Origin of the sequence: Vibrio misgurnus (genome assembly GCF_029635775.1) — a bacterium.
GTDB classification, from domain to species: Bacteria; Pseudomonadota; Gammaproteobacteria; order Enterobacterales; family Vibrionaceae; genus Vibrio; species Vibrio chanodichtyis.
On sequence record NZ_CP113242.1, the window covers coordinates 98,766 to 119,718 of the forward strand.

At 49.0% G+C, this 20,953-nt stretch carries 16 protein-coding genes and 1 riboswitch; of the genes, 6 read left to right on the plus strand and 10 right to left on the minus strand.

Annotation, left to right across the window (positions count from 1 at the left end):
- Positions 1-3: 3 nt before the first annotated feature.
- The gene (gene eutC, locus OOK74_RS11840) at positions 4-846 is read right to left on the minus strand and encodes an ethanolamine ammonia-lyase subunit EutC (protein ID WP_278183442.1); all 843 of its coding nucleotides are present in this window, start codon (positions 844-846) and stop codon (positions 4-6) included.
- Positions 843-2,246: an ethanolamine ammonia-lyase subunit EutB gene (locus OOK74_RS11845; RefSeq protein ID WP_278183443.1), complete on the minus strand. Its 1,404-nt coding sequence runs from the start codon at positions 2,244-2,246 to the stop codon at positions 843-845. Before OOK74_RS11845 ends, eutC begins: the two co-directional genes overlap by 4 nt.
- Positions 2,247-2,444: 198 nt before the next feature.
- Between OOK74_RS11845 and OOK74_RS11850 the strand changes: the two genes are divergently transcribed.
- Positions 2,445-3,467: a helix-turn-helix domain-containing protein gene (locus OOK74_RS11850; protein ID WP_274723034.1), complete on the plus strand. Its 1,023-nt coding sequence runs from the start codon at positions 2,445-2,447 to the stop codon at positions 3,465-3,467.
- A gap of 100 nt (positions 3,468-3,567) precedes the next feature.
- Here the strand turns inward: OOK74_RS11850 and OOK74_RS11855 are convergent, their stop codons facing one another.
- A complete protein-coding gene (locus OOK74_RS11855; RefSeq protein ID WP_278183444.1) occupies positions 3,568-5,316 on the minus strand; it encodes a formate--tetrahydrofolate ligase in 1,749 nt (582 codons plus the stop codon).
- A gap of 482 nt (positions 5,317-5,798) precedes the next feature.
- Complete coding sequence (mscL, locus tag OOK74_RS11860; RefSeq protein ID WP_274723032.1) at positions 5,799-6,209, minus strand: large-conductance mechanosensitive channel protein MscL; 411 nt, start codon at positions 6,207-6,209, stop codon at positions 5,799-5,801.
- Positions 6,210-6,493: 284 nt separating this feature from the next.
- Here mscL and yjjG point away from each other — a divergent pair, with 284 nt between their 5' ends.
- Entirely contained in the window at positions 6,494-7,168 is a 675-nt protein-coding gene (gene yjjG, locus OOK74_RS11865) for a pyrimidine 5'-nucleotidase (protein WP_274723031.1), read from the plus strand.
- 110 nt (positions 7,169-7,278) lie between these two features.
- Here the strand turns inward: yjjG and OOK74_RS11870 are convergent, their stop codons facing one another.
- From OOK74_RS11870 to phnW, 4 genes are all read right to left on the minus strand, one after another.
- On the minus strand, positions 7,279-9,897 hold the full coding sequence (locus OOK74_RS11870) for a glycosyl hydrolase family 18 protein (RefSeq protein WP_277206943.1): 2,619 nt from the start codon (positions 9,895-9,897) through the stop codon (positions 7,279-7,281).
- A 52-nt stretch (positions 9,898-9,949) separates the two neighbouring features.
- Positions 9,950-10,041: riboswitch (cyclic di-GMP riboswitch) on the minus strand.
- A gap of 442 nt (positions 10,042-10,483) precedes the next feature.
- Positions 10,484-11,296: a phosphonoacetaldehyde hydrolase gene (phnX, locus tag OOK74_RS11875; RefSeq protein ID WP_274723029.1), complete on the minus strand. Its 813-nt coding sequence runs from the start codon at positions 11,294-11,296 to the stop codon at positions 10,484-10,486.
- Between the two features lie 9 nt (positions 11,297-11,305).
- The gene (locus OOK74_RS11880; RefSeq protein ID WP_278183445.1) at positions 11,306-12,703 is read right to left on the minus strand and encodes an aspartate aminotransferase family protein; all 1,398 of its coding nucleotides are present in this window, start codon (positions 12,701-12,703) and stop codon (positions 11,306-11,308) included.
- A 17-nt stretch (positions 12,704-12,720) separates the two neighbouring features.
- Entirely contained in the window at positions 12,721-13,824 is a 1,104-nt protein-coding gene (gene phnW, locus OOK74_RS11885) for a 2-aminoethylphosphonate--pyruvate transaminase (RefSeq protein ID WP_278183446.1), read from the minus strand.
- Positions 13,825-14,066: 242 nt separating this feature from the next.
- Here phnW and OOK74_RS11890 point away from each other — a divergent pair, with 242 nt between their 5' ends.
- The 4 genes from OOK74_RS11890 (at position 14,067) to phnR (ending at position 18,833) form a co-directional block, all read left to right on the plus strand.
- The gene (locus OOK74_RS11890; protein ID WP_277206990.1) at positions 14,067-15,077 is read left to right on the plus strand and encodes a putative 2-aminoethylphosphonate ABC transporter substrate-binding protein; all 1,011 of its coding nucleotides are present in this window, start codon (positions 14,067-14,069) and stop codon (positions 15,075-15,077) included.
- Between the two features lie 144 nt (positions 15,078-15,221).
- A complete protein-coding gene (locus OOK74_RS11895) occupies positions 15,222-16,394 on the plus strand; it encodes a putative 2-aminoethylphosphonate ABC transporter ATP-binding protein (protein WP_277206945.1) in 1,173 nt (390 codons plus the stop codon).
- Positions 16,395-16,404: 10 nt separating this feature from the next.
- Positions 16,405-18,105, plus strand: a complete 1,701-nt coding sequence (locus OOK74_RS11900; RefSeq protein WP_277206946.1) for a putative 2-aminoethylphosphonate ABC transporter permease subunit — start codon at positions 16,405-16,407, stop codon at positions 18,103-18,105.
- 23 nt (positions 18,106-18,128) lie between these two features.
- On the plus strand, positions 18,129-18,833 hold the full coding sequence (gene phnR / locus OOK74_RS11905; protein WP_274723024.1) for a phosphonate utilization transcriptional regulator PhnR: 705 nt from the start codon (positions 18,129-18,131) through the stop codon (positions 18,831-18,833).
- A gap of 47 nt (positions 18,834-18,880) precedes the next feature.
- Here the strand turns inward: phnR and pbpG are convergent, their stop codons facing one another.
- Positions 18,881-19,825 carry a D-alanyl-D-alanine endopeptidase gene (gene pbpG, locus OOK74_RS11910; protein WP_278183447.1) on the minus strand — a complete coding sequence of 315 codons (945 nt, stop codon included), beginning with the start codon at positions 19,823-19,825 and terminating at the stop codon, positions 18,881-18,883.
- Between the two features lie 111 nt (positions 19,826-19,936).
- Positions 19,937-20,953 (minus strand): LacI family DNA-binding transcriptional regulator, encoded by a 1,017-nt coding sequence (locus OOK74_RS11915; protein ID WP_278183448.1) that lies wholly within the window; start codon positions 20,951-20,953, stop codon positions 19,937-19,939.

A 20,953-nucleotide genomic window follows, 5' to 3' on the forward strand; every position in this document is an offset into this window, starting at 1 on the left:
ATGTTATGACGTTGAAGTTAAAGAAAAAACCTTAGTTTGCTGGTGTTCAAGGATCATGTCGTCAGACCGATCTTTCAGTTCTACCCCCGTGAGTTTCAGGCGGCGAGATTCAGCCAGCAGATAGAAACATTTCATCGCCGCCGCCTGATAAGGTAGGCCTTGAGGACGAACATTGGAGATACAGTTACGTAATGAATCTTCGGTGCCGCGTTGCGGATGCCAAGTCAAATACAGTCCTAAACTGTCCGGTGAGCTTAAGCCCGGACGCTCACCAATCAATACCAAGACTTCACGAGCATTTATCGCTTCACCTACATCATCACCGACCGCAACTCGGCCCTGATGCACAATGCTCAATGGCGCGATATTCCACTCATGTTGTTGATCTAGGTTAAGTTGCATGATTAATGCGTCAATAAAGGGTGCAGCATGATGACTAATGGCATAAGACGAGAGGCCATCTGCGATGACGATCGCCAAGTCATAAGGCGCCAGTGTGGCATCACTGTGTGTTTTTAACTGCTCAATCGATGATTGGCAGAGTTGGCGGCCTAGATCGGGTCGCTGTAGATAAGTGAGTCGATCATTGGCCTGACTATGCAATGAAAATGCAGGAAGATAAGGGATCAGCGCTGTTTTTTCTGCCAGTTGTGCAAGCAATTGTTGTTCATCCAACGGTACATGTACCGCATCTATCGCCTGAGCATGAGAAAGCTGAAAGCGCAGCAATTCTTCGGTTGGAATACTGGTACCAACGCGACCGATCCCAATGCGCGCTTGAGTAAACTGGCGCAGTTTGTGCCACGGATCTTGGTGAATGAGCGCTGAAATTGGGATCACACTCATACGGCCTCCTGGATCAATCGTAACGGTTGGCTAAAGTGAGGCGATAATTGGTCAGCAAGTTGTTTGTCGGCATCCTGACTGACGATCTGCATTTTTTCTAGCCAAGCTTCAAATTCCGGAGCGGGTCGAGAACCTAGTACTCGTCGTGCATAAAGTGCATCATGAAATGAGGTGGTCTGGTAGTTGAGCATGATGTCGTCAGAACCTGGAATGCCCATAATAAAAGAACACTCAGCGACACCGAGTAGAGTCAACAGGTTATCCATGTCATTTTGGTCTGCATAAGCGTGGTTGGTGTAGCAGATATCACAGCCCATCGGCAGTCCGAGTAATTTGCCACAGAAATGATCCTCAAGCCCAGCACGAGTAATTTGTTTGCCATCAAACAGGTATTCAGGGCCAATAAAACCGACCACGGTATTGACTAATAGTGGTTTGAATTTACGAGCTAACGCATAGGCGCGGACTTCACAAGTTTGTTGATCAACCTGGTGATGACCGTTGGCCGAGAGCGCGCTGCCTTGGCCGGTTTCAAAATACATCACATTGTTACCGACGGTGCCTCGTTTAAGGCTCAGCGCTGCATCATAGGCTTCCGCAATCACATTCAAGTTGATACCAAACCCTTGGTTGGTGGCTTCGGTACCGCCAATCGATTGGAATACTAGATCGACCGGAGCGCCTTTTTCGATCGCCTCTATTGTGTTAGTGACATGAGTTAGCACGCACGATTGGGTCGGGATCTCGTAATACTGAATCACGTCATCCATTAATTTCATAAGTTTTATTGCCTGACTTACGCTGTCGGTCGCAGGGTTGATCCCAATCACCGCATCGCCGTTGCCGTACATCAAACCATCAAAAATGGATGCCGCAATTCCACTCATATCATCGGTTGGGTGATTAGGTTGCAGACGCGTCGATAAGCGTCCCGGTAAGCCGATAGAATTACGAAATGCTGTCAATACCTGACATTTTTTTGCTACTAAGATCAGATCTTGATTACGCATGATCTTACTAACTGCTGCGGCCATCTCTGGTGTAATACCAGCACAAACTCTTGTCAGTTCTACCTGTGTGGTGGTCTCTTGCAAAAGCCAATTACGAAAGTCGCCAACGGTTAGGTGGGCAATTTCCAGAAATGCACTGGCGTTATGTTCATCAATAATTAAGCGGGTAATTTCATCTTGTTCATAAGGGATCAATGCTTCATTCAGGAAGGTTTTCAGCGGCAGTTCAGCAAGTAGCATTTGTGCGATCACTCGCTCTTCCGCCGATGTTGCCGCGACACCTGCAAGTTGATCGCCAGAACGCAGTGGCGATGCTTTTGCCATCACTTCTTTTAGGCTAGCAAACTGATAAATATGACTGCCTAACTGGTATCGGTAGCGTGAACTCATGATGCCTCTCTACAGTAGTATTCTTGGTTCAGTTGCACTTAGGCCTGAACATTGCAATTTGGATTACGGAATCAACCAAAAAAGTTTGCGAAAACTGTTCCGTATCTATGACGGAAATAGGCAAAACAAAATAAATAAATAAAAACAATTGGATATGTTTTTCGTTGTTTAATGCTGGTGCAAAATGGGGAGATGAATTTGTCTCAGTTGCTTTATGAAGGGAATTCATGTGCACCAATCAGGTGCAAACAATACAGTTTTGATGTTAACCAACAAGCACACAGCTTGACGGCTTGGGAGCAAAAATATGATCAGCATAGTGCGGGGCAATTTTATGGGTATCTGGATGAGATTCAGTTGCCCGGTTTGCACTTGTTCGAGGAGTACACCAGCCATGCGGTGCAGCAAGAATGTTGTCTCAAGCCTAATGCAGTATGGATTGGTTTCTCAATGGGTAGCTCACGCCCGAAAGTGAATGGTTTGCACGCTGCCGCTCATCAATTGATGATTCGTCCGGCACAGCAACAGTTTGAGCTGGTGACACCTGCAGATTTTCATATTTTTGGTATTGTGATTGACCATGACCTACTCCTCAATCAATTACCAAGTAGCGATAGTGCGCAGTGGGAGAGGGCAACCCTGATTGGAAATGATCAGCCTGAATACGGATGCTGGTCGCTGATCCGTTTGATCCGAGATGTGCTGAATTCGCAGTCGATGTTTGGTCAAAAGCTATTAGAACAGGGGGGGGCGCAAGGACATTTACAAGCTATGTTAAGGCAAGCGGTGCTTGAGCGGCTGGGGGCTTTTCAAGCCTCTGCTGAGCGTGAACCTCGTAGCCATCATTCTCGACGTCAGGCGCTACAGCGACTTTATAAATACATCAAGCAGAGTGGTGATTATCCGCTGAGTATTTCGCAAATGTGTACTATCGCGTGCGTTAGTCAGCGAACACTGCAATATTGTTTTGAACAAGAATTAGGGGTTAGCCCTGTAAGTTTTGTGCGTGACGGTCGTTTAAATGCAGTGCGTCGGGTGTTATTGGCTCAATCAGAAGCTTGTGCGATTAGCGATGTGGCGCTCAGTTTTGGTTTTTATCACCTTGGGACGTTTAATTACTACTACAAGCGGCTATTTGGAGAAACACCTAGTCAGACGCGTGAGCGCGCAGAGAGGTATCAATCTGCTGCTGTAGTCAAACCATGGGGCATGACAGTTTAAGGTATCATACGAGATATTGTTTTTCTCAAGCAGCCATGCCCAGAGGGCATGGCATCATATATACAAGTTAGTGTGCATAGTCAGTCGGCGTGCGGGTGGATTAACTCAAACCGACAATATTGCCATCGAGATCGAGATCCAGCGCCATAAAGGCGGGCTTTTCTGGCAATCCCGGCATGGTCATTACATTGCCACACAATGCGTAGATAAATTCTGCCCCTGCACATAAGCGCAGTTCTCGGATCGGTACTATAAAATCGCGAGGTGCACCTTTGATCTGTGGCTCGGTCGAGATGGACAGTGGGGTTTTGGCTAAGCAGACGGCCAGTTTGTCAAACCCTTGTGCTTGCAGCTGGGCTAATTGTTGCGCTGCTTTATCGCTGAGAGCAATCTTGGCCGCGCCATAGCCTTTGCTGGCAACCGCTTTAAGTTTTTCATCCAATGGCATCGCGGCATCATACAACGGAGTAAATGACATGGGTGTTTGGCACTGTTCAACCACTTTTTCGGCTAGCAAGCGAGTACCTTCGCCGCCGAGAGCAAATCCTTCGGAAATTGCCACTGAGACATGATTGGGTAGCGCGGTAATCCATTGTTCTAACTGTTGCAACTCTTGCGCGCAATCTTGTGGGAAGCGGTTGATGGCTACCACGGCAGGGACACCATATTGACTAACGTTATCAATATGCCATTTAAGATTGGCAAAGCCGGCCTGTAATGCCGCGCTATCTGGGCGGAATAGTGAATCTGGCAGCGCTTGACCGGGACGTAAATCGTACAGGCCAGAGTTGGCTTTCAGCCCGCGCAGGGTAGCGACAATCACTGCGCAATCTGGATGTTTACCCGAAGCTTTCGCCTTAATATTACAAGCTTTTTCAAAGCCCATATCTGAGCCAAAGCCGCCTTCGGTGACGGTATAATCCGCCAAGCGAGTGGCGATTTCATCAGCAATGATCGATGAGTTGCCATGGGCAATATTGGCAAACGGGCCGGCGTGGATCAGGGTTGGTACCCCTTCTAAAGTTTGCATCAACGTGGGTTCAATCGCTTCTTTCATGCTGACAGCCATCGCACCTGCCACTTGTAAATCTTCCGTGGTGATAGGTTGATTATCGAGATCATAAGCCAGTACCACGTTGCCGATCCGACGGCGTAAATCGCGCAGATCGGAGGCAAGAGCCAGAATCGCCATTAATTCTGATGCGGCAGAAATATCAAAGCCATCTTCACGCTCAAACCCGTTAATGGTTTTGCCGGTTTCGTTACGTCCGACAGTGACCATGCGTAGAGCTCGATCGTTATGATCCATCACTCGTTTCCATACCACCCGATGTGGGTCGATACGCAGCGCTTGCATGCCGGTGCGCTGCTCAAAATCTTGATAACCGAGGCGCTGCTCATGGTAAATTCGCGCATCAAGCGCGGCGGCGGCTAGGTTGTGCGCCGCCGTTACCGCATGAATATCGCCGGTTAAATGTAAATTGAGCTCTTCCATTGGGGCAACTTGGGAATAACCACCGCCCGCCGCGCCACCTTTGACGCCAAAAATAGGGCCCATCGACGGCTGGCGAATACAGGTCATCACTGAGTGATTAAGCTTCGCTAGCCCTTGGGCCAAGCCAATCGTGGTGACGGTTTTGCCTTCACCCAGTGGGGTAGGGGTAATTGCGGTGACCAAAATCAGTTTGCCTTGCGGTTGGTTGGCTAATCGTTGTAGACAGCGCAGTGATACTTTGGCTTTATATCGACCGTGGCTTTGGTATTCTTCGGCCAATAAACCGGCTTGGTTGGCGATGCTATCGATTGGTGCTAGTGATGTTGCGCGGCAAATTTCAATATCTGGCAGCATAAAACCCTCATCGGAAGTGGTTATTGTGGTGAGGCAAACGTTTGCGCGCAGATCATAACGATAAAATATGGCTTGTAAAGGGGATTGTGCAGCCAAATCTGCGTGTGAGAGGGATTGTAAAGGATTGCTGATTTTGATCAATTGCAGCACGTGTTTTTCGCGCATTTTTAAGATGTTAGGTAAGCAGCGTGGTGGGTACGCGGCAAGATGAGCCTGATGTTTATTCCCTACTTGAAGCTGCAGTGATGTTGGCTAGGTTGGTTCACCCCAGTCAGATAGTTTGTCTATGCTCATGGGAACTCACTCACTTGCCGCCTACCTGCAACGCCAAGTGGTTTGGGTATAGTGAGCAATAAAAATAGCGTTGACGATCAACGTCGACGCTATTTTTGCAAGTCGGCGAGTGGGATAAATTAAGCGAGCCACAGAAATAATCGAATTTGTTTCTGGGTTGGCTTGGATCCTACCGGTGAAAAACGAGTTTATTTATCTTGCTGTGCTTTTAATAAATCACGGATTTCGGAGAGTAGTTGCTGATCTGGGGTCGGCGCTGGTGCAGCTTTGGGGGCCTCTTCTTCCTTACGTTTCAAACTATTGATCGCTTTTAGCCCCATGAAAATCGCAAACGCAATAATGGTAAAGTCGACCACGGTTTGAATAAATTTACCGTAGGCAATGACCACCGCCGGTGCATCACCTTGGGCCGCGAGCAGTACCATACTGAGGTCGCTAAAATTCACCCCACCTAAAATAATACCAATCGGCGGCATAATAATATCGGCCACAAACGATGAGACGATTTTGCCAAATGCAGCACCAATAATGATACCCACTGCCATATCAATCACATTGCCGCGCGATGCAAACGCTTTGAACTCTTTGAGTAAGCTCATGAGATTCCCTCCAAACTTGAATGAGATGTTAATATTAGGATGCAACGCGATCAGGAAAACCGAGTGGTTTTGTGCTGTCTGTTACCTTATCAAGCTTAGAAGTGCTTCAAGATTCTTGCCATTTGATAGTGAAAATTTTTTGTAAATCAACTGTTAATCTTAAGTGAGGCAACCATCTCACTTATGGTTGATCATTTGATGCGATGGCGCACCCGTATTCATTCTAGCTAAAAAACACTACACTGGCGGCGACTACACTGGCGGCAAAGAGTTGGGAGAGCCTTATGCAGTACGATTGGATTTTATTTGATGCCGATGACACCTTGTTTGATTTTGATGCGTTTAAAGGGATGCAACTGATGTTTGCCCGTAAAGGTGTGCAGTTTACTGAGCTGGACTTTCAGCAATACCAAGCGGTCAATCAGCCGTTGTGGGTCGAATACCAAAACGGCGAGATCACCGCCGACCAGCTTAAAGAGACCCGTTTTGCCAGCTGGGCCGCTAAGCTAGAGACAACCACCGCAGAACTTAACCGCGCATTTTTACAAGCGATGGCCGATATTTGCACTTTACTGCCCGGAGCGATGGAACTGATGCAAGCGCTGCAGGGTAAGACTCGCTTGGGCATTATTACCAACGGCTTTACTGAGCTACAAGCGGTGCGCTTAAGCAAAACTGGCATGAGTCACTTTTTTGAGCACATTGTGATTTCCGAGCAAGTTGGGGTCGCCAAACCGGATGCCGGGATTTTTGCCCATGCTTTGCATCAAATGGGCAATCCGGATAAAAAGCGTGTTTTGATGGTAGGGGATAATCCGCATTCAGATATTTTAGGTGGTTTGAATTTTGGTATTGAGACTTGCTGGTTGAATGTACATCAGCAGCCTAAACCGGAAGGGATTGTGCCGCATTATGAAGTTGCTTCGCTCGATGAGCTGAGAAAGATTTTGTTGGCTTAACCAGATCTGGGTGAGGTTGATAGTCAGTATGTTAAAGCAATGGTCATAAAAGAGGAGCGCATTTTGCGCTCCTTAATCTGTGACTGCATCTGTAGCTGTGACGCGGTCAATTAATTACATGATGCTTGACCAATGTTGACCCATACATCGGCAGTGCCTGGTTCATCACCTTGTGTCCACCATTTTGCTTGCCAACGCGAGCCATTATGGTTGGTTTGATCGGTGCCGCTATAAGCAATACCCGCCGACCATGGTAACTCAACGTTAGACACGAGTTGCCATGCTTCATTGCTCGGTGTCGGCTCAGAGCCTTGTACCCACCATTTGGCGGTGTAAACTAAACCATTGTGACTAATCGTTTCGTTGGTATACACAGTCGATGCATTCCATGCTGGATAGTTACCGGCATTAGGATCGGTCACTGCGCATTGGTCGTCGCCGGTTCCGCCATCTTCAATATTTTTCACCTGCACTTGAGTGGCCGCCGTAGCTGACGCTTCACCATCATTCACGGTAACTTCAATTGTGAATTGAGTATCGGCATCGACCTCTGGTGCGCTAAGGGTTACTGAACTTTCATGACCACCATCCAGTAGCACAAACTCACTTGGAATACTCCATGTGTAAGCTAGGGTGTCGCCATCAGCATCATACGCGTTGGCAGTCAGGGTAAACTGCGCTTGCTCATTGACATAAGTGACAGGAGATAGCGTCACGGTTGGCGCTTGATTACTCGCCGCAGCTTGGTTGGTGATCACCACGCTGTCAGTCGAGGAGGCCCCTTTCGGATCCGTTACGCTAAGGGTAAAGGTGTACGCCTGATCGATCTCTGTGGCAGGAACCTCAATGCTGGCTTGCGCGGTATGATTATTAGAGATGGTCAGTGGATTACCGCCGGTTTGTGCCCAATGGAAAGTCAGCGTTTCACCTTCAGGATCGCTAGACTGTGAACCATCTAATGTAACAGTGATTGGACCGGTAACCGTTTTATCCGCGCCGGCACGAGCAATTGGTGCTCGGTTTTCTGGTTCAGTTGAACCATCACCATGGCCTAAACCTTCATGCATGGCATTGAGTAAATCACCATTATCTGCATCCATCTCCCAGTGGAAGATACCGCCCATACCTTGCTGCATCACATATTGAGCTTTGGCTTTGATTGAGCGTGGATCATCGTAGGTGATCAAATCACCGGTTGAGGCTTTAAACAGGTACGGCGCTTCAGCCGCTTGGTCATAACCGTATTCAAATCCTTGACTTGCACCGTGGTTATTGACGATATCGCGATAATCCACCACGCCATTTTCCCAAGTGCCTTTAATTGGGCCAGTCGCAACGCCAGTAAATGGATTACCATTGGTGTAGTTGTGTACACCGGTCCAACCACGTCCATAAGCGGCTGCGCCAATCACCAGTTTTTCCGCTGGAACACCTTGTTCTAGTAACAGCTCGACACCGCGCGAAGCGTAGTATTTGGATGCCGATTCGGCGCTGTTGACGCTAGACTGATGTAGTCCGGTTTGATGGTTTAATACGCTGTTATCCCAAGCTCCATAGAAGTCGTAAGACATCATATAGATGTTATCAAGGTATTTAGCCGCTTCAGCATAATCAACCACTGCCAGCTTATCGTAACCGACGTTAATCGCTGAAGTGAGCTCATAGTAGCGGCCATTTTTGCTGCCCAGCTCATCAAGCATGGTACGTAACTCTTTAAGAATTGTTACATACAGCTCACCATCGCGCTCTTTATCGCCAAGATTTGGGTTAGCACCGCCACCGCCTGGGAATTCGAAGTCAATATCGACCCCATCGAAAAATTTCCAAGTTTCGAGGTATTCACGGACTGAGGCAACGAAGGTATGTCGTTTCGCATCGTCGTGCATCAGGAAGAACGGATCAGACAGCGTCCAACCGCCAATCGATGGCAGAATTTTTAGATCGGGATTGGCTTTTTTCGCCGCCATCATTTGTCCAAAGTTGCCTTTGTAGGGAGCAGACCAACCTTCAACACCAAGTTGTGGTTTTTGAATTGCTGCCCATGGGTCGTGGATTGCCACTTTAAAATCGTCACGGCCAGCACAGGCGCTTTGCAGTGCTTGGAAAGATCCATCGATAGTTTTGAGCGAGTCATTGATGCCATCGCCGCCACAGATTGGCACAAAACCGTAAAGAATGCGGTTTAGGTTAGCGGTCGGTACTTTATCCATCGGATAATTACGGCCATAAACTCCCCACTCAACAAAGTAGGTACCGACAATTTTGCCCGATTGATTCTGGTATGGTTGGTTGTTTTCAGTCCAAATGGTCGACATGGGTTCTAAATGGCTGCCATCGGTATCGGCAATGGTGAGCAACTGGGTCTCTGAGCGACTGGTGCCGTCTTGGTTTTCCAGCTCCACCGCCATATTATAGCGGCCACCTTTACTCATTTTAAACACCGCTCGGTTGGCGGAGGCTGCACCTTCCCAAACCACTTGATCATCGAGCAAAATCCGCGCGGTTTGCGCTGCATCGCCAGACCATACATCCCAAGTGACTTCAATGCTGATCTCATCATGTACCGCTTTAACCAGCTTTTCATAAGCGACTTGCGATTGATCAACTTCGACTAGTGCGTAAGTGTAATCGCCCCAGCCTAAGGTTGGTTTACCCGGCGCAGCAGCGAATACGCTGGCGCTGGTGAGCGCCGTTAAAATAGACAGGGAGAGCATAGATTGTTTAAGCATAAACATAACCTTGATGATTAACCCATAAGATCATCAAAACAACCATTGGTTGATTTGCAACCCCGCTACCATAGAGTGCAATAAGCACTCGACAGGCCGGAAGCTTTGCGTCTCATCTTTTCAGATGATTTGCCAAATGGATATGATTGATAAACAACAAACATAGACAACGGCTTAACAGTGAGTCCGCTAGTTTATGTGTAAAAAATGCTTTTTTAAGCGTTGGTTATGATCGCACAATCAAACCAAGCCAAAAGTCGCTGCGGATTATCGCCGTTGCAAAGCCATAGATACAAACGATTTGCTGTGATACTTATTCAAAAAAACGGAAGTGGTTGATGAACTTTTCGTTGAATAATAACTGCGTCGAATAATCGTGATGTGAATAGTTTTTTCTCTAGGTAGGAGTTAACACTACGGCATCATTTCTGCTATGGCTAAGCAGTTTGTTTTTACACCGTTAGTTTGAGCGTGAGGGCGTGGGTGAGTGATATCTGCGCCGTGTATTGGGGCAAAAAACCTGCCGTAGCAGGTTTCTGAGTCAGAGTGTGAATGGCTTCATTCGACCATTGACCGCACAGCGAGTTTAAGGTTGCTCACCGGCTAAGAGTCGGCGTTCAATGTCGGCTAGGGCGGCTGGTAAATCGGCAATTGTATCAATTAAGTAGTGAGGTTTACCTAGTTGCAATTTAGCGCTGGCGCGTTCACGGGCCGCTTGTAGCGTTGCCGCGTCGGCATTTTGATACTCTTCGAGGGTTAACCCGGCCTCGTTGCCCGACAGCAGTAAACCCACTGTCCACATGCCGGCATTGTGGCCTTCTTCAATACCTGGCAGCGCATCATCGACTTTGACGCAAGCGCGCACATTGGTTACCCCAAGTTCAATTACATTTTTCAGTGCCATAAAGGGGGCTGGTCGGCCGCCTTGCGCTAAGTCATCCGTTGCGACCACATAATCTGGGTGATAACCGTAATCGGCCGCGACCGGGATCAACACATCCATGACTGGACGTGGGTAGCCAGTGCAAGATCCAATCTTAATGCCTTGCTTTTTCAGTTGATTAACCACCTCTAACGCGTGTGGGATCGGCGCTGCGTGATCGGCGACTTTAGCGATTTGCAACGGCATAAAGGCGGCATAAATCGCATCAATATCGCTGGCATCCATGGCACGACCGAATTGATTTTGCCAACGCTCGGCAACGCTCGGTAGTTTGCCAACTGCTTCAATGTGCTGCCATTTACCCAGCCCCATTGGCTCGCGTGCTTCATCAAGGCTGATCGCAAAATCAAAACCTTGTTTGAACGCTTCAACAAAAATCGAGGTTGGCGCAAAGGATCCAAAATCAACAATGGTGCCAGCCCAATCAAAAATAACCGCTTGAATCGGAGAGTGCATAGTGTTTCCTTAATGTGAATAACCCATTTGCTGGCTTACGGCGAGCAAAGCGGAGTGCAAAATATCCAGAGCTTTATCCAGCTCTTGACGGGTGATAATTAAAGGCGGACTGAGTTGCAGAACGTTGCCTTGCGAAACTTTAAAACTGAGCCCATGGGCTAAGCAGTGGTAGAGCACCGCTTCGGCTGCTTGGTGTGCGCGCTGCTTAGTGTGGCGATCGGTCACTAGTTCCAGCCCCCACAGCAAACCGATGCCACGCACATCGCCAATTAAGGCAAACTGTTGCTGCAGCGTAGTCAGGCGTTGGCGTAGGTAAGCACTGTCGGCTTGTACTTTGCCGAGCAGATTTTGCTGCTCAATCACTTCAATGGTGGCTAATGCCGCGGCGCAGCCAAGTGGGCTTTTTTCATGGGTGTAGTGTCCCAATGACACCTGAGCGGCGGTGTTGTATTTTTCTTTGGTGAGTAGCGCGGCGATAGGGATCAGCCCTGCGCCTAACCCTTTACCAATACACAAAATATCCGGTTCAATACCAAAGGCTTGGTGGGTAAACCATTCACCACTGCGTCCCATGCCGTTAGGAATATCGTCAATGATCAGTAATACGTTGTGCTTATCACAGATTTCACGAATTCGCTGCCAATAGGCACGGCTTGGCACTTGCACATCGGTATTGCGTACGGCTTCGGCAATAAAGGCGCCAATGCCGCCTTCTTTTTCGATCACGTATTCCAAATAATCGGCGTAATGTACATCGCTACCATTTTGTTCAGCAAAGGCACCACGGTAAGTGATGGCGGGTGGAATGCGTTCGACGCCGGCCATTAATGGCCCCATGCCTTCACGAAAACACGCTTCGCCACCGACCGAGATAGCATCGAGTGACGCACCGTGAAAAGAGTCCCACAGACTGACCACTTTAAAGTTGCCAGTGACATGACGGGCTAATTTAAGCGCCATGCCAATCACTGAGGTACCACCGGGGGCAAATAACACCCGATTGAGCTCTGGGCCGGCAATTTCGGTTAGTTTTTCTGCGCAGCGCACCGCGGTTTCATGGGTAAAACGGCGGGGCGCAAACGGTAGATCTTGCATCTGTTGGCTAATCTTGGCGATCACCTGCGGGTGACCATGGCCAAGCTGATGAACATTGTTGCCATGAAAATCCAGATAAGCTTGACCCGCAACATCATGCAAATAGCACCCTTCAGCCCCCGCTAACGCATCCAGACAAGGGGTTGACATGGCTTGATGCAGAAAAACCTTCGCGTCACGTTGTAATAAATCGTGGGTTGCTGGGTCATCAATCTGCGCCAACCAAGCTTGCCGTGCCGCGGTGGTATTAATATCCCCCTCGCTGCGCCAATGGGTCGGATTCTCGGTCGGTGAATTCGAGCATAGTTTCATCGCTGATCCCTAACCGCTTACGCGTGATCCCAGTACATCGCTTGCTGCATGGCTGCCAGTAAGCGCTCAATATCACGCGGGTAGACTTCGCCAATATTGCCAATTCGGAAGCAATCGGCATTACTCACTTTACCCGGATAAATCACAAAGCCTTGCTGTTTTAAGCGCTGATAAAACTCAGCAAACTGATAAGCAGGGTGCGATGGTGAGTAGAAAGAGGTAATAATTGGTGAATGTAACTCTTCAGCCAGCAGCGGGGTAAAACCAAGCTGACGCATACCGCTGACTAACGTGCGCTGATTGGTCTGATAACGCTGGTAACGGGCAGCAATACCGCCTTCCGCTTCTAATTCTAACAATGCTTGATAGAAGGCGCGCACGGTGTGAGTGGGGGAGGTAAAACGCCATTTACCGTGATTGTGCTCCATGCACTGCCATTGATCGTACAGATCTAGAGTGAGCGAGCGAGCGCGGCCTTGGCACTGTTCAAGTTCGCTGCGTTTGGCAATCACAAAGCCAAATCCCGGAACGCCTTGGATACATTTGTTGGCAGAACTGATCATAAAATCGATCCCCAGCTCACCAATGTCCATTGGAATCCCACCAAAACTCGACATCGCATCCAAGATCACCCGTTTACCATGCTGTTTCGCCAGTTGTGCGACAGCCGCGATCGGGTTGAGCATGCCGGTGGTGGTTTCACAATGTACAATCGCCACATGGGTGATCGCGCTATCGGTCGCCAGTACGTCGGCGATCTGTTGCAGATCTGGCTGTGCGGTTTCACCCGGCGCAATCACTCGGTAAGCAATGTTGAGATAATCGGCAATTTGCGCAATACGTGCTCCATAAGCGCCATTGTCAACCACCAGCAGTTTATCATGTGGAGTCATCACTGAGCCGATGGTAGCTTCTACTGACGCTGTACCGCTGCCTTGCATTAAGACCGAGGTATAACCTGTTTGCGTGGTGGCCAAGGTGACTAATTTGCGGCGAATCACTTCAACAATCTCTAAGTTGTAGTCATCATCCCAAGTACACCAGTCTTTGAGCATCGCTTCACGTACCGTTTCGGAAGTAGAAAGCGGGCCGGGGGTGAGCAGCAGATACGCGTTTTTCATACAAGATTCCTTTTTTGGACTATACCAATTAATTCGCTCTATCTAACAACGAGAATGGCCGGCGGTAAACCCTGTGCCGTGCGATTTCATAAAAGTTTCATAACTGGGAATCGATGTATTGGTCGGCAGTGAAGGCGAACAAGCTTAGTAAAACTGCCAATTTTTGTTCATAGAAACGTCATATAGGCTGGTTAGGGTAAATAGCAATTCTGGTGCATACCAAGCTAACTCAATCGGAGATGATGATGAACAAACGTTTCGTGAAAGGAACTCTGACCGCGATCGCGACTCTTGTAACCGCGCAAGTTTTTGCGGCACAACAAGTCACGGTTTATACCGCGTTTGAAACCGATCTACTGGCCAAATACAAAAACGCATTTGAGCAACAAAACCCTGATATTGAGATTAAATGGGTGCGTGATTCGACCGGGATCATGACCGCAAAATTGCTAGCGGAAAAAACCAATCCACGCGCGGATGTCGTATGGGGATTGGCTGGATCGTCGATGGCGCTGCTCAAAGATCAAGCGGTACTTAAACCTTATGCTCCAAAAGGTGCAGACCAGTTGCGGGCAAGCCTTAATGATCCACAAGCTCCACAAGCTTGGTACGGTAACGATGCTTTTTTCAACGCGTTGTGCTTTAACGAAATTGTCGCCAAGAAACTCAATTTGCCTAAACCACAAACGTGGGAAGATTTGACCAATCCAATTTACAAAGGTCATATCGCGATGCCAAACCCTGCTTCTTCCGGTACCGGTTACATGCAAGTTTCTGCTTGGCTGCAAAATATGGGTGAAGATCAAGCTTGGAATTATATGCAGCGTCTTGATCAAAATATTGCCCATTACACTCACTCTGGCTCAAAACCTTGTGTGCAAGCCGGTATGGGTGAAGTGGTGATTGGCCTGTCAATGGCAACTCGCGGTGCGAAACTGAAAACGCAAGGTGCACCTTTAGCGGTGATTGTACCGAACGGGATTGGTTGGGAATCGGAAGCGGTCGGTCTGGTTAAAGAGAGCGAGGCGGCGAAACGAGTGGTGGATTGGTCGGTCTCTAAAGCGGCGAATGAGCTGTACATTGAGAGCTATCCTATCGTTGGCCACCAAGAGGTCAGCAAGCAAGTGGATAACTATCCAGATGTTGAGAAAGTGATGGCGAAGATGGACTTTAACCAGATGGGTAGCGATCGGGCGCGAGTGCTGCAAACTTGGTCAGAAAAGTTCGATGCTAAATCGGAACCTCAATCTTAATTATGATTGATCAAGGAGGCGCAAGCCTCCTTTGTTGTTTCATCGGCCTGTCATCAGATGGTCACGCTTTAGCGATAAAACTGTCACCGCATTGCAATAAAGTCTTGCTAAGTTTGGACTATACCAAATTTAAGGATGACCGTTATGACCACGCATCAATATCGTGCCCCAGCGCAGAGTGAATCTCAGCCACTCGATAACAGTTACTTAGCTATCCGCGATGTAGTTAAGCAGTTTGGCTCATTTACCGCACTGAATAACATCAGTTTATCGATTGAAAAGGGCGAATTTGTCTGTTTTCTCGGCCCGTCTGGTTGCGGAAAAACCACTTTGCTGCGCGCGATTGCGGGGTTAGATCTGCCAACCTCGGGCAGCATCCATCAAAATCACCAAGCGATCACCTTTTTACCGCCAGAAAAACGCGACTTTGGCATTGTATTTCAATCTTATGCGCTATTTCCCAATTTAACGGTGGAAGAAAATATTGCGATTGGCCTGCGCAATCAAGGCATGTCAGTGCGTGATGCGCTAGAGAAAGTTGAACAGTGGCTAGAGATTATTGGGTTAGCCACTTCTGCACAAAAATACCCAAGCCAACTGTCGGGCGGCCAACAACAGCGGGTGGCTTTAGCCCGTGCGCTGGCATTGTCTCCGGGCTTATTGCTGCTTGATGAGCCACTTTCTGCTTTGGATGCCAAAGTGCGTACCCATCTGCGCGACGAAATTTGCCAATTACAGCGTAAGTTGGGGATCACCACCATCATGGTGACGCATGATCAAGAAGAGGCGTTAACCATGGCCGATCGAATTGTGGTGATGAACCATGGGGTAATTGAGCAAGTCGGCACGCCACAACAGATCTATCAACAACCGGCCAGCCGCTTTGTGGCGGAATTTGTCGGTACTATGAATTTCATTCCTGCATCAATGGCAACTGCGCATCAAGTGCGGATTGCTGAATCCTTGATCACTTTACCGAAAATTGAGAACGGAACACCTACGCAAGGTGAGCAGTTTGATTTGGCGGTGCGTCCTGAAAATCTTGAACTGGTGACGCGTTATAGCGATGCGATTCCCGTGGTGATCCGACACATCGAGTTCCTTGGTGCGTTTTATCGCATTGAATGTTTATTGCAAGAGGAACGATTGGCTCCGCCAGTGTATGTCGATTTACCGATTAACCAAATGCAAGCGCTGAATTTAAAAACCGGTGATGTGCGTTATTTAGCATTGCGTGAAGGGCAGTTACTGGCTTATCGACGCAAAGTGGTCGCGGCGGCATCAGCCACCGCGAGCGCTTGTGCATATGCGGCGTAAGGAGATGAGTATGCTGAATTTAACCGCGACGCTGCCGAGAGGTGTATTACCACGCTGGAGCCGTGATAGCGTGATTTTGTCCGCCACCTTGCTGGTGTTACTAACCCTGATGTTGGTGTTTATTGTTGCGCCGCTGGTGGCGATGTTGGCCAAAAGTGTACAGAACGGGCAGGGTGAATTTGTTGGGCTGACTTATTTTGCACAATATTTTTCTTCGGCCGCTTTGTGGCAATCAATGCGCAATACCTTAGTGTTGGGGCTCGGGGTCACTACGGTGGTCGGTTTACTGGCCTTTGGCTATGCTTATGCGTTAACTCGTTCTTGTATGCCGGGCAAAACTTGGTTTCGTGTGCTCGGCAGTGCGCCGATTCTAGCGCCATCGTTATTGCCCGCCATCAGTTTGATTTTTCTGTTTGGTAATCAAGGGATGCTCAAAGCTTGGCTGGGCGGCACATCGATTTACGGTGGGCTAGGCATTGCGCTGGGCCTGATCTTCTGGACCTTTCCCCACGCCTTGATGATTTTAACCACCTCGCTCAGCACCTCCGATGCCCGTTTGTATGAAGCGGCGCGCGCGCTGAAAACCTCGCCGTTAAAAACCTTTTTTATGGTGACCTTGCCTGCGGCGAAATATGGCTTAATCAGTGCCTTAATCGTAGTGTTTACCTTAGTGGTGTGTGATTTCGGGGTGCCGAAAGTGATTGGCGGCAGTTATAACGTACTGGCGACCGATATTTTCAAACAGGTCGTCGGGCAACAGAATTTCGCGATGGGCGCAGTGACCAGTATTGTGCTGTTGCTGCCCGCGGTGTTGGCGTTTGTGGCGGATCGCTGGGTTCAGAAAAAGCAGCAAAGCTTGTTTGATACACGTTCGGTCGCTTACCAACCCTCGCCACATCGTCTGCGTGATGGGCTGTGTTTGCTGTATTGCGTGGTGATCTGTGTTGCGATCCTCGCTGTACTGGCGATGGCGGTGTACGGTTCGCTGGTGACTTTTTGGCCGTGGAATACCGCGTTAACCCTGAAAAATTACCAGTTTTCCGAAACCAGTACCTATGGTTGGAGCCCGTATTTTAACTCGCTCACCTTAGCCAGCTTGACTGCGCTATGCGGCACGGTGCTGATTTTTCTCGGTGCTTACAGTATTGAAAAAGGTCGAATTTTAGCCCCATTGCGCCAAGTAATGCAGATGTTGAGTATGGTACCGATGGCGGTGCCGGGTTTGGTGCTCGGCTTGGGTTACATTTTCTTTTTCAATCACGCCAGCAATCCACTCAATGGTTTATATGGTGGCATGCTGCTACTGGTGATTAATACGGTGGTGCATTACTACACCGTGGGGCATATGACTGCGGTCACGGCATTGAAACAACTGCCACCGGAGCTGGAAGCCACAGCTGCTTCGATTAAGCTGCCCCAGTACCGTTTATTGTGCAAAGTCACCTTACCGGTTTCCTTACCTGCGGTATTAGATATTGCTAGCTATCTGTTTATTAATGCATTAACCACCACTTCTGCGGTAGTATTTCTTTACTCAACCGATACCGTTCCTGCCTCGGTGGCGGTGCTGAATATGGATGATGCCGGACAAACCGGCGCGGCAGCCGCGATGGCGGTGATGATCATGCTCTCTGCGGCGTTGGCAAAATTGCTGCATGTGGGGGTTGAGTTTGGATTGTTTGGTCGCCTGCAAGCTTGGCGCAAGCGTTAGAGCAAAAAGCAATAGGATCGCAAGTGCAATACGTAAAAATTAAAGATGCTATCGTCGAGCAGATTGATGCCGGGATGCTGATGCCGCGGCAAAAACTGCCTGCCGAGCGAAAATTGGCCGAGTCGTTTGATACCACGCGAGTAACTTTGCGTGAGGCGCTGTCACTGCTGGAGGCGGAAGGCAAAATTTATCGTGAAGATCGCCGCGGTTGGTTTATCTCTCCTGCGCCGCTGCGCTATGACCCGACACAAACGCTAAACTTCACCAATATGGTGCTGGCTCAGCAGCGCCAGCCGAAAACCGAGTTGATTGCTGCGAAGGCGATGATTGCCAATAAGCAGGCAACACGCCTGCTTAAGCTAAAACCCTTTGCTGATGTGTATCGGGTCGATCGCGTGCGTTATTTGGATAACCGCCCTGTGGTGTATGTGACCAATTATATTCGCCCCGAGCTATTTCCTAATCTGTTGGATTTTGATCTGTCACAATCGCTGACCGATCTGTATCGCGAGCATTACGCCACTCAATACCAAACGATCCACTATCGGATTTCCACCAGCTCATTATTGGGTGAGATGGCGCAAGCCTTGCGTGCAACCTCTGGTACGCCAGCGATGGTGGTTGAACGAGTCAATTACAACCAGCAAGGCGAGCTGATCGATTGTGATATTGAATATTGGCGTCATGATGCGATCACCATTGAATCGATCGCCGAATTAAAGCGCTGACGGGTCGCATCGCCACTGAGTGCGATGCGAGCGTTTATCTGTTGTGCTTATTCGCTAGCGACATTGGCCAGTACTTGATTACGCTGCTTTTTATACTGTTTCACTTGCGCTGGGAGCGGCGTAACTTTACCAGTTTCCAACCAATTGCGTAGGCGATTGGCATCGCCGACGGGAGAGAGTTTTCCTTGGGTATCGAGCACCACAAACGCCACTTGGCGTTGATCCATTTCGGTGCGCATCACCAAACAATGCCCTGCAGCATTGGTAAAGCCGGTTTTGGTGAGATGAATATTCCAGCGATCATTAAACACCAAGCGATTGGTATTGCGAAAATCGAGCGTGTATCTGGGCTTAGCAAAAGTAACGGTTTTCTTTTCGGTCGCGCTCAGCGTGCCAAGTTGCGGGTATTGTTTACTGGCTTTGAGCAGTAATACCAAATCATGCGCGGTGGAGACATTTTTTTCCGACAGCCCAGTCGGCTCAACAAAGTGGGTATGCTGCATCCCCAAAGCTTTTGCCTTGGCATTCATCGCTTTAATAAACGCTTGGTAGCCGCCGGGGTAGTGATGGGCGAGGCTGGCGGCGGCACGATTTTCCGACGACATCAAGGTGAGCAGCAGCAGCTCTTGCCGGCCTAGTTCGCTGCCAATCCGTACCCGAGAATAGACCCCTTTCATCTCCTTGGCTTCTTTAATCGTGATCGGTAACTTAGCCTTCATCGGGAGCTTGGCATCTAAGGTGACCATTGCGGTCATCAGCTTAGTCACCGAGGCGATAGGCTTAACCGCATTGGGGTTGCTGGCATACAGCACTTCGTTGGTTTTCAGATCAACCACCAGTGCGCTATGGGCGGAGAGCTCCTGTTTCGGCACGGTTTTCGGCGGGGCAGATTTCATGGCAGATTTGCCACTGCTGGGATCTGCCCCATGGCTGGGACTGCTCAGTATCAAACATCCATATAACATCAAAATAAGGCGCGAGAGGGTCATCATGTTAAGCTCACTGAACCGTTAATGGGGTTAAATCTCCGTTATTTAACCCGTTTACGACTAAGTATAGAGCTCAGACACCGAACCGTAGCTCGTTCGCTAAAATAAATTAAGTTAGTGATTAGGGGGCGAAAGCCTAACCGATTGTCGCCAGATCAATGGGGCAGAGAATAATAAATTGAGCTTGGTTTCTGGGGCTTCCAAGCGTTGAATAATCGCATCGGTCATCTCTTCTAGTGGCTGACCAAAGGTGGTGAGTTGATAGCTCAACCACCCCGCTTGCTCAATATTATCAAAGCCAATCACACACAGATCCTCTGGGATCGAGAGTTTAAATTCCTGCCTGGCGGCATCCATAAATCCGCAAGCGATCAAATCGGTGACGCAAAACACCCCATCTGGCCGATGTCTTGAGGCGAGGATCTGACGCGCGGTTTCAATGCCAGTTTGATAACAAGTTGGCCCTGAGCGATAAATGCTACAGGCAATGTTTTCCTGCTGTGCTGCGGTTAAAAACAGCTGCTCACGTTTTACCATACTGGGTGATTGGATGGTTGATGACACTACTGCGAGCCGCTGACAGCCTGCTTGTTTCAGGCGATATAAGGCGTCGTACATGGTACTGGTGTAATCCAGCGAAATATGGTCGGCACCGTCAAATTGACCAGCACGATTGACCAAAATGACATGCTGTCCACTGTTGACACAGGTTTCAACCAGCGAGGCTTGCGGAGTGCCAGAGAGGACGATGGTGGCGGAGGCGCGATAATTCAGTGTTTGACGTAGCGCCGCATCCACCACCTCGGCGGAACCAGAGGTGTTGATCACCATCACTGCACGGCCTGCCAATTGCAGTTTTTGAGTTAACGCATCCATTAATTTGGCTTGAAACGGAGCATTTAAGTTTGAGCCAAGCAGACAGACTGGGCGGCTACGCTCATTGGATAACCCACGCGCGAGGTGATTGACGTGATAATTGAGGGTATGAGCGGCGGCTAACACCCGCTGGCGGGTTTCATCAGAAACACTGGCTCCTGCGGTAAAGGTTCTCGATACCGCTGAACGTGATACGCCCGCTAAGCGGGCGACCTCGGCGGCACTGGCCACCATTTTTTTGTTCGGTTTACTCAT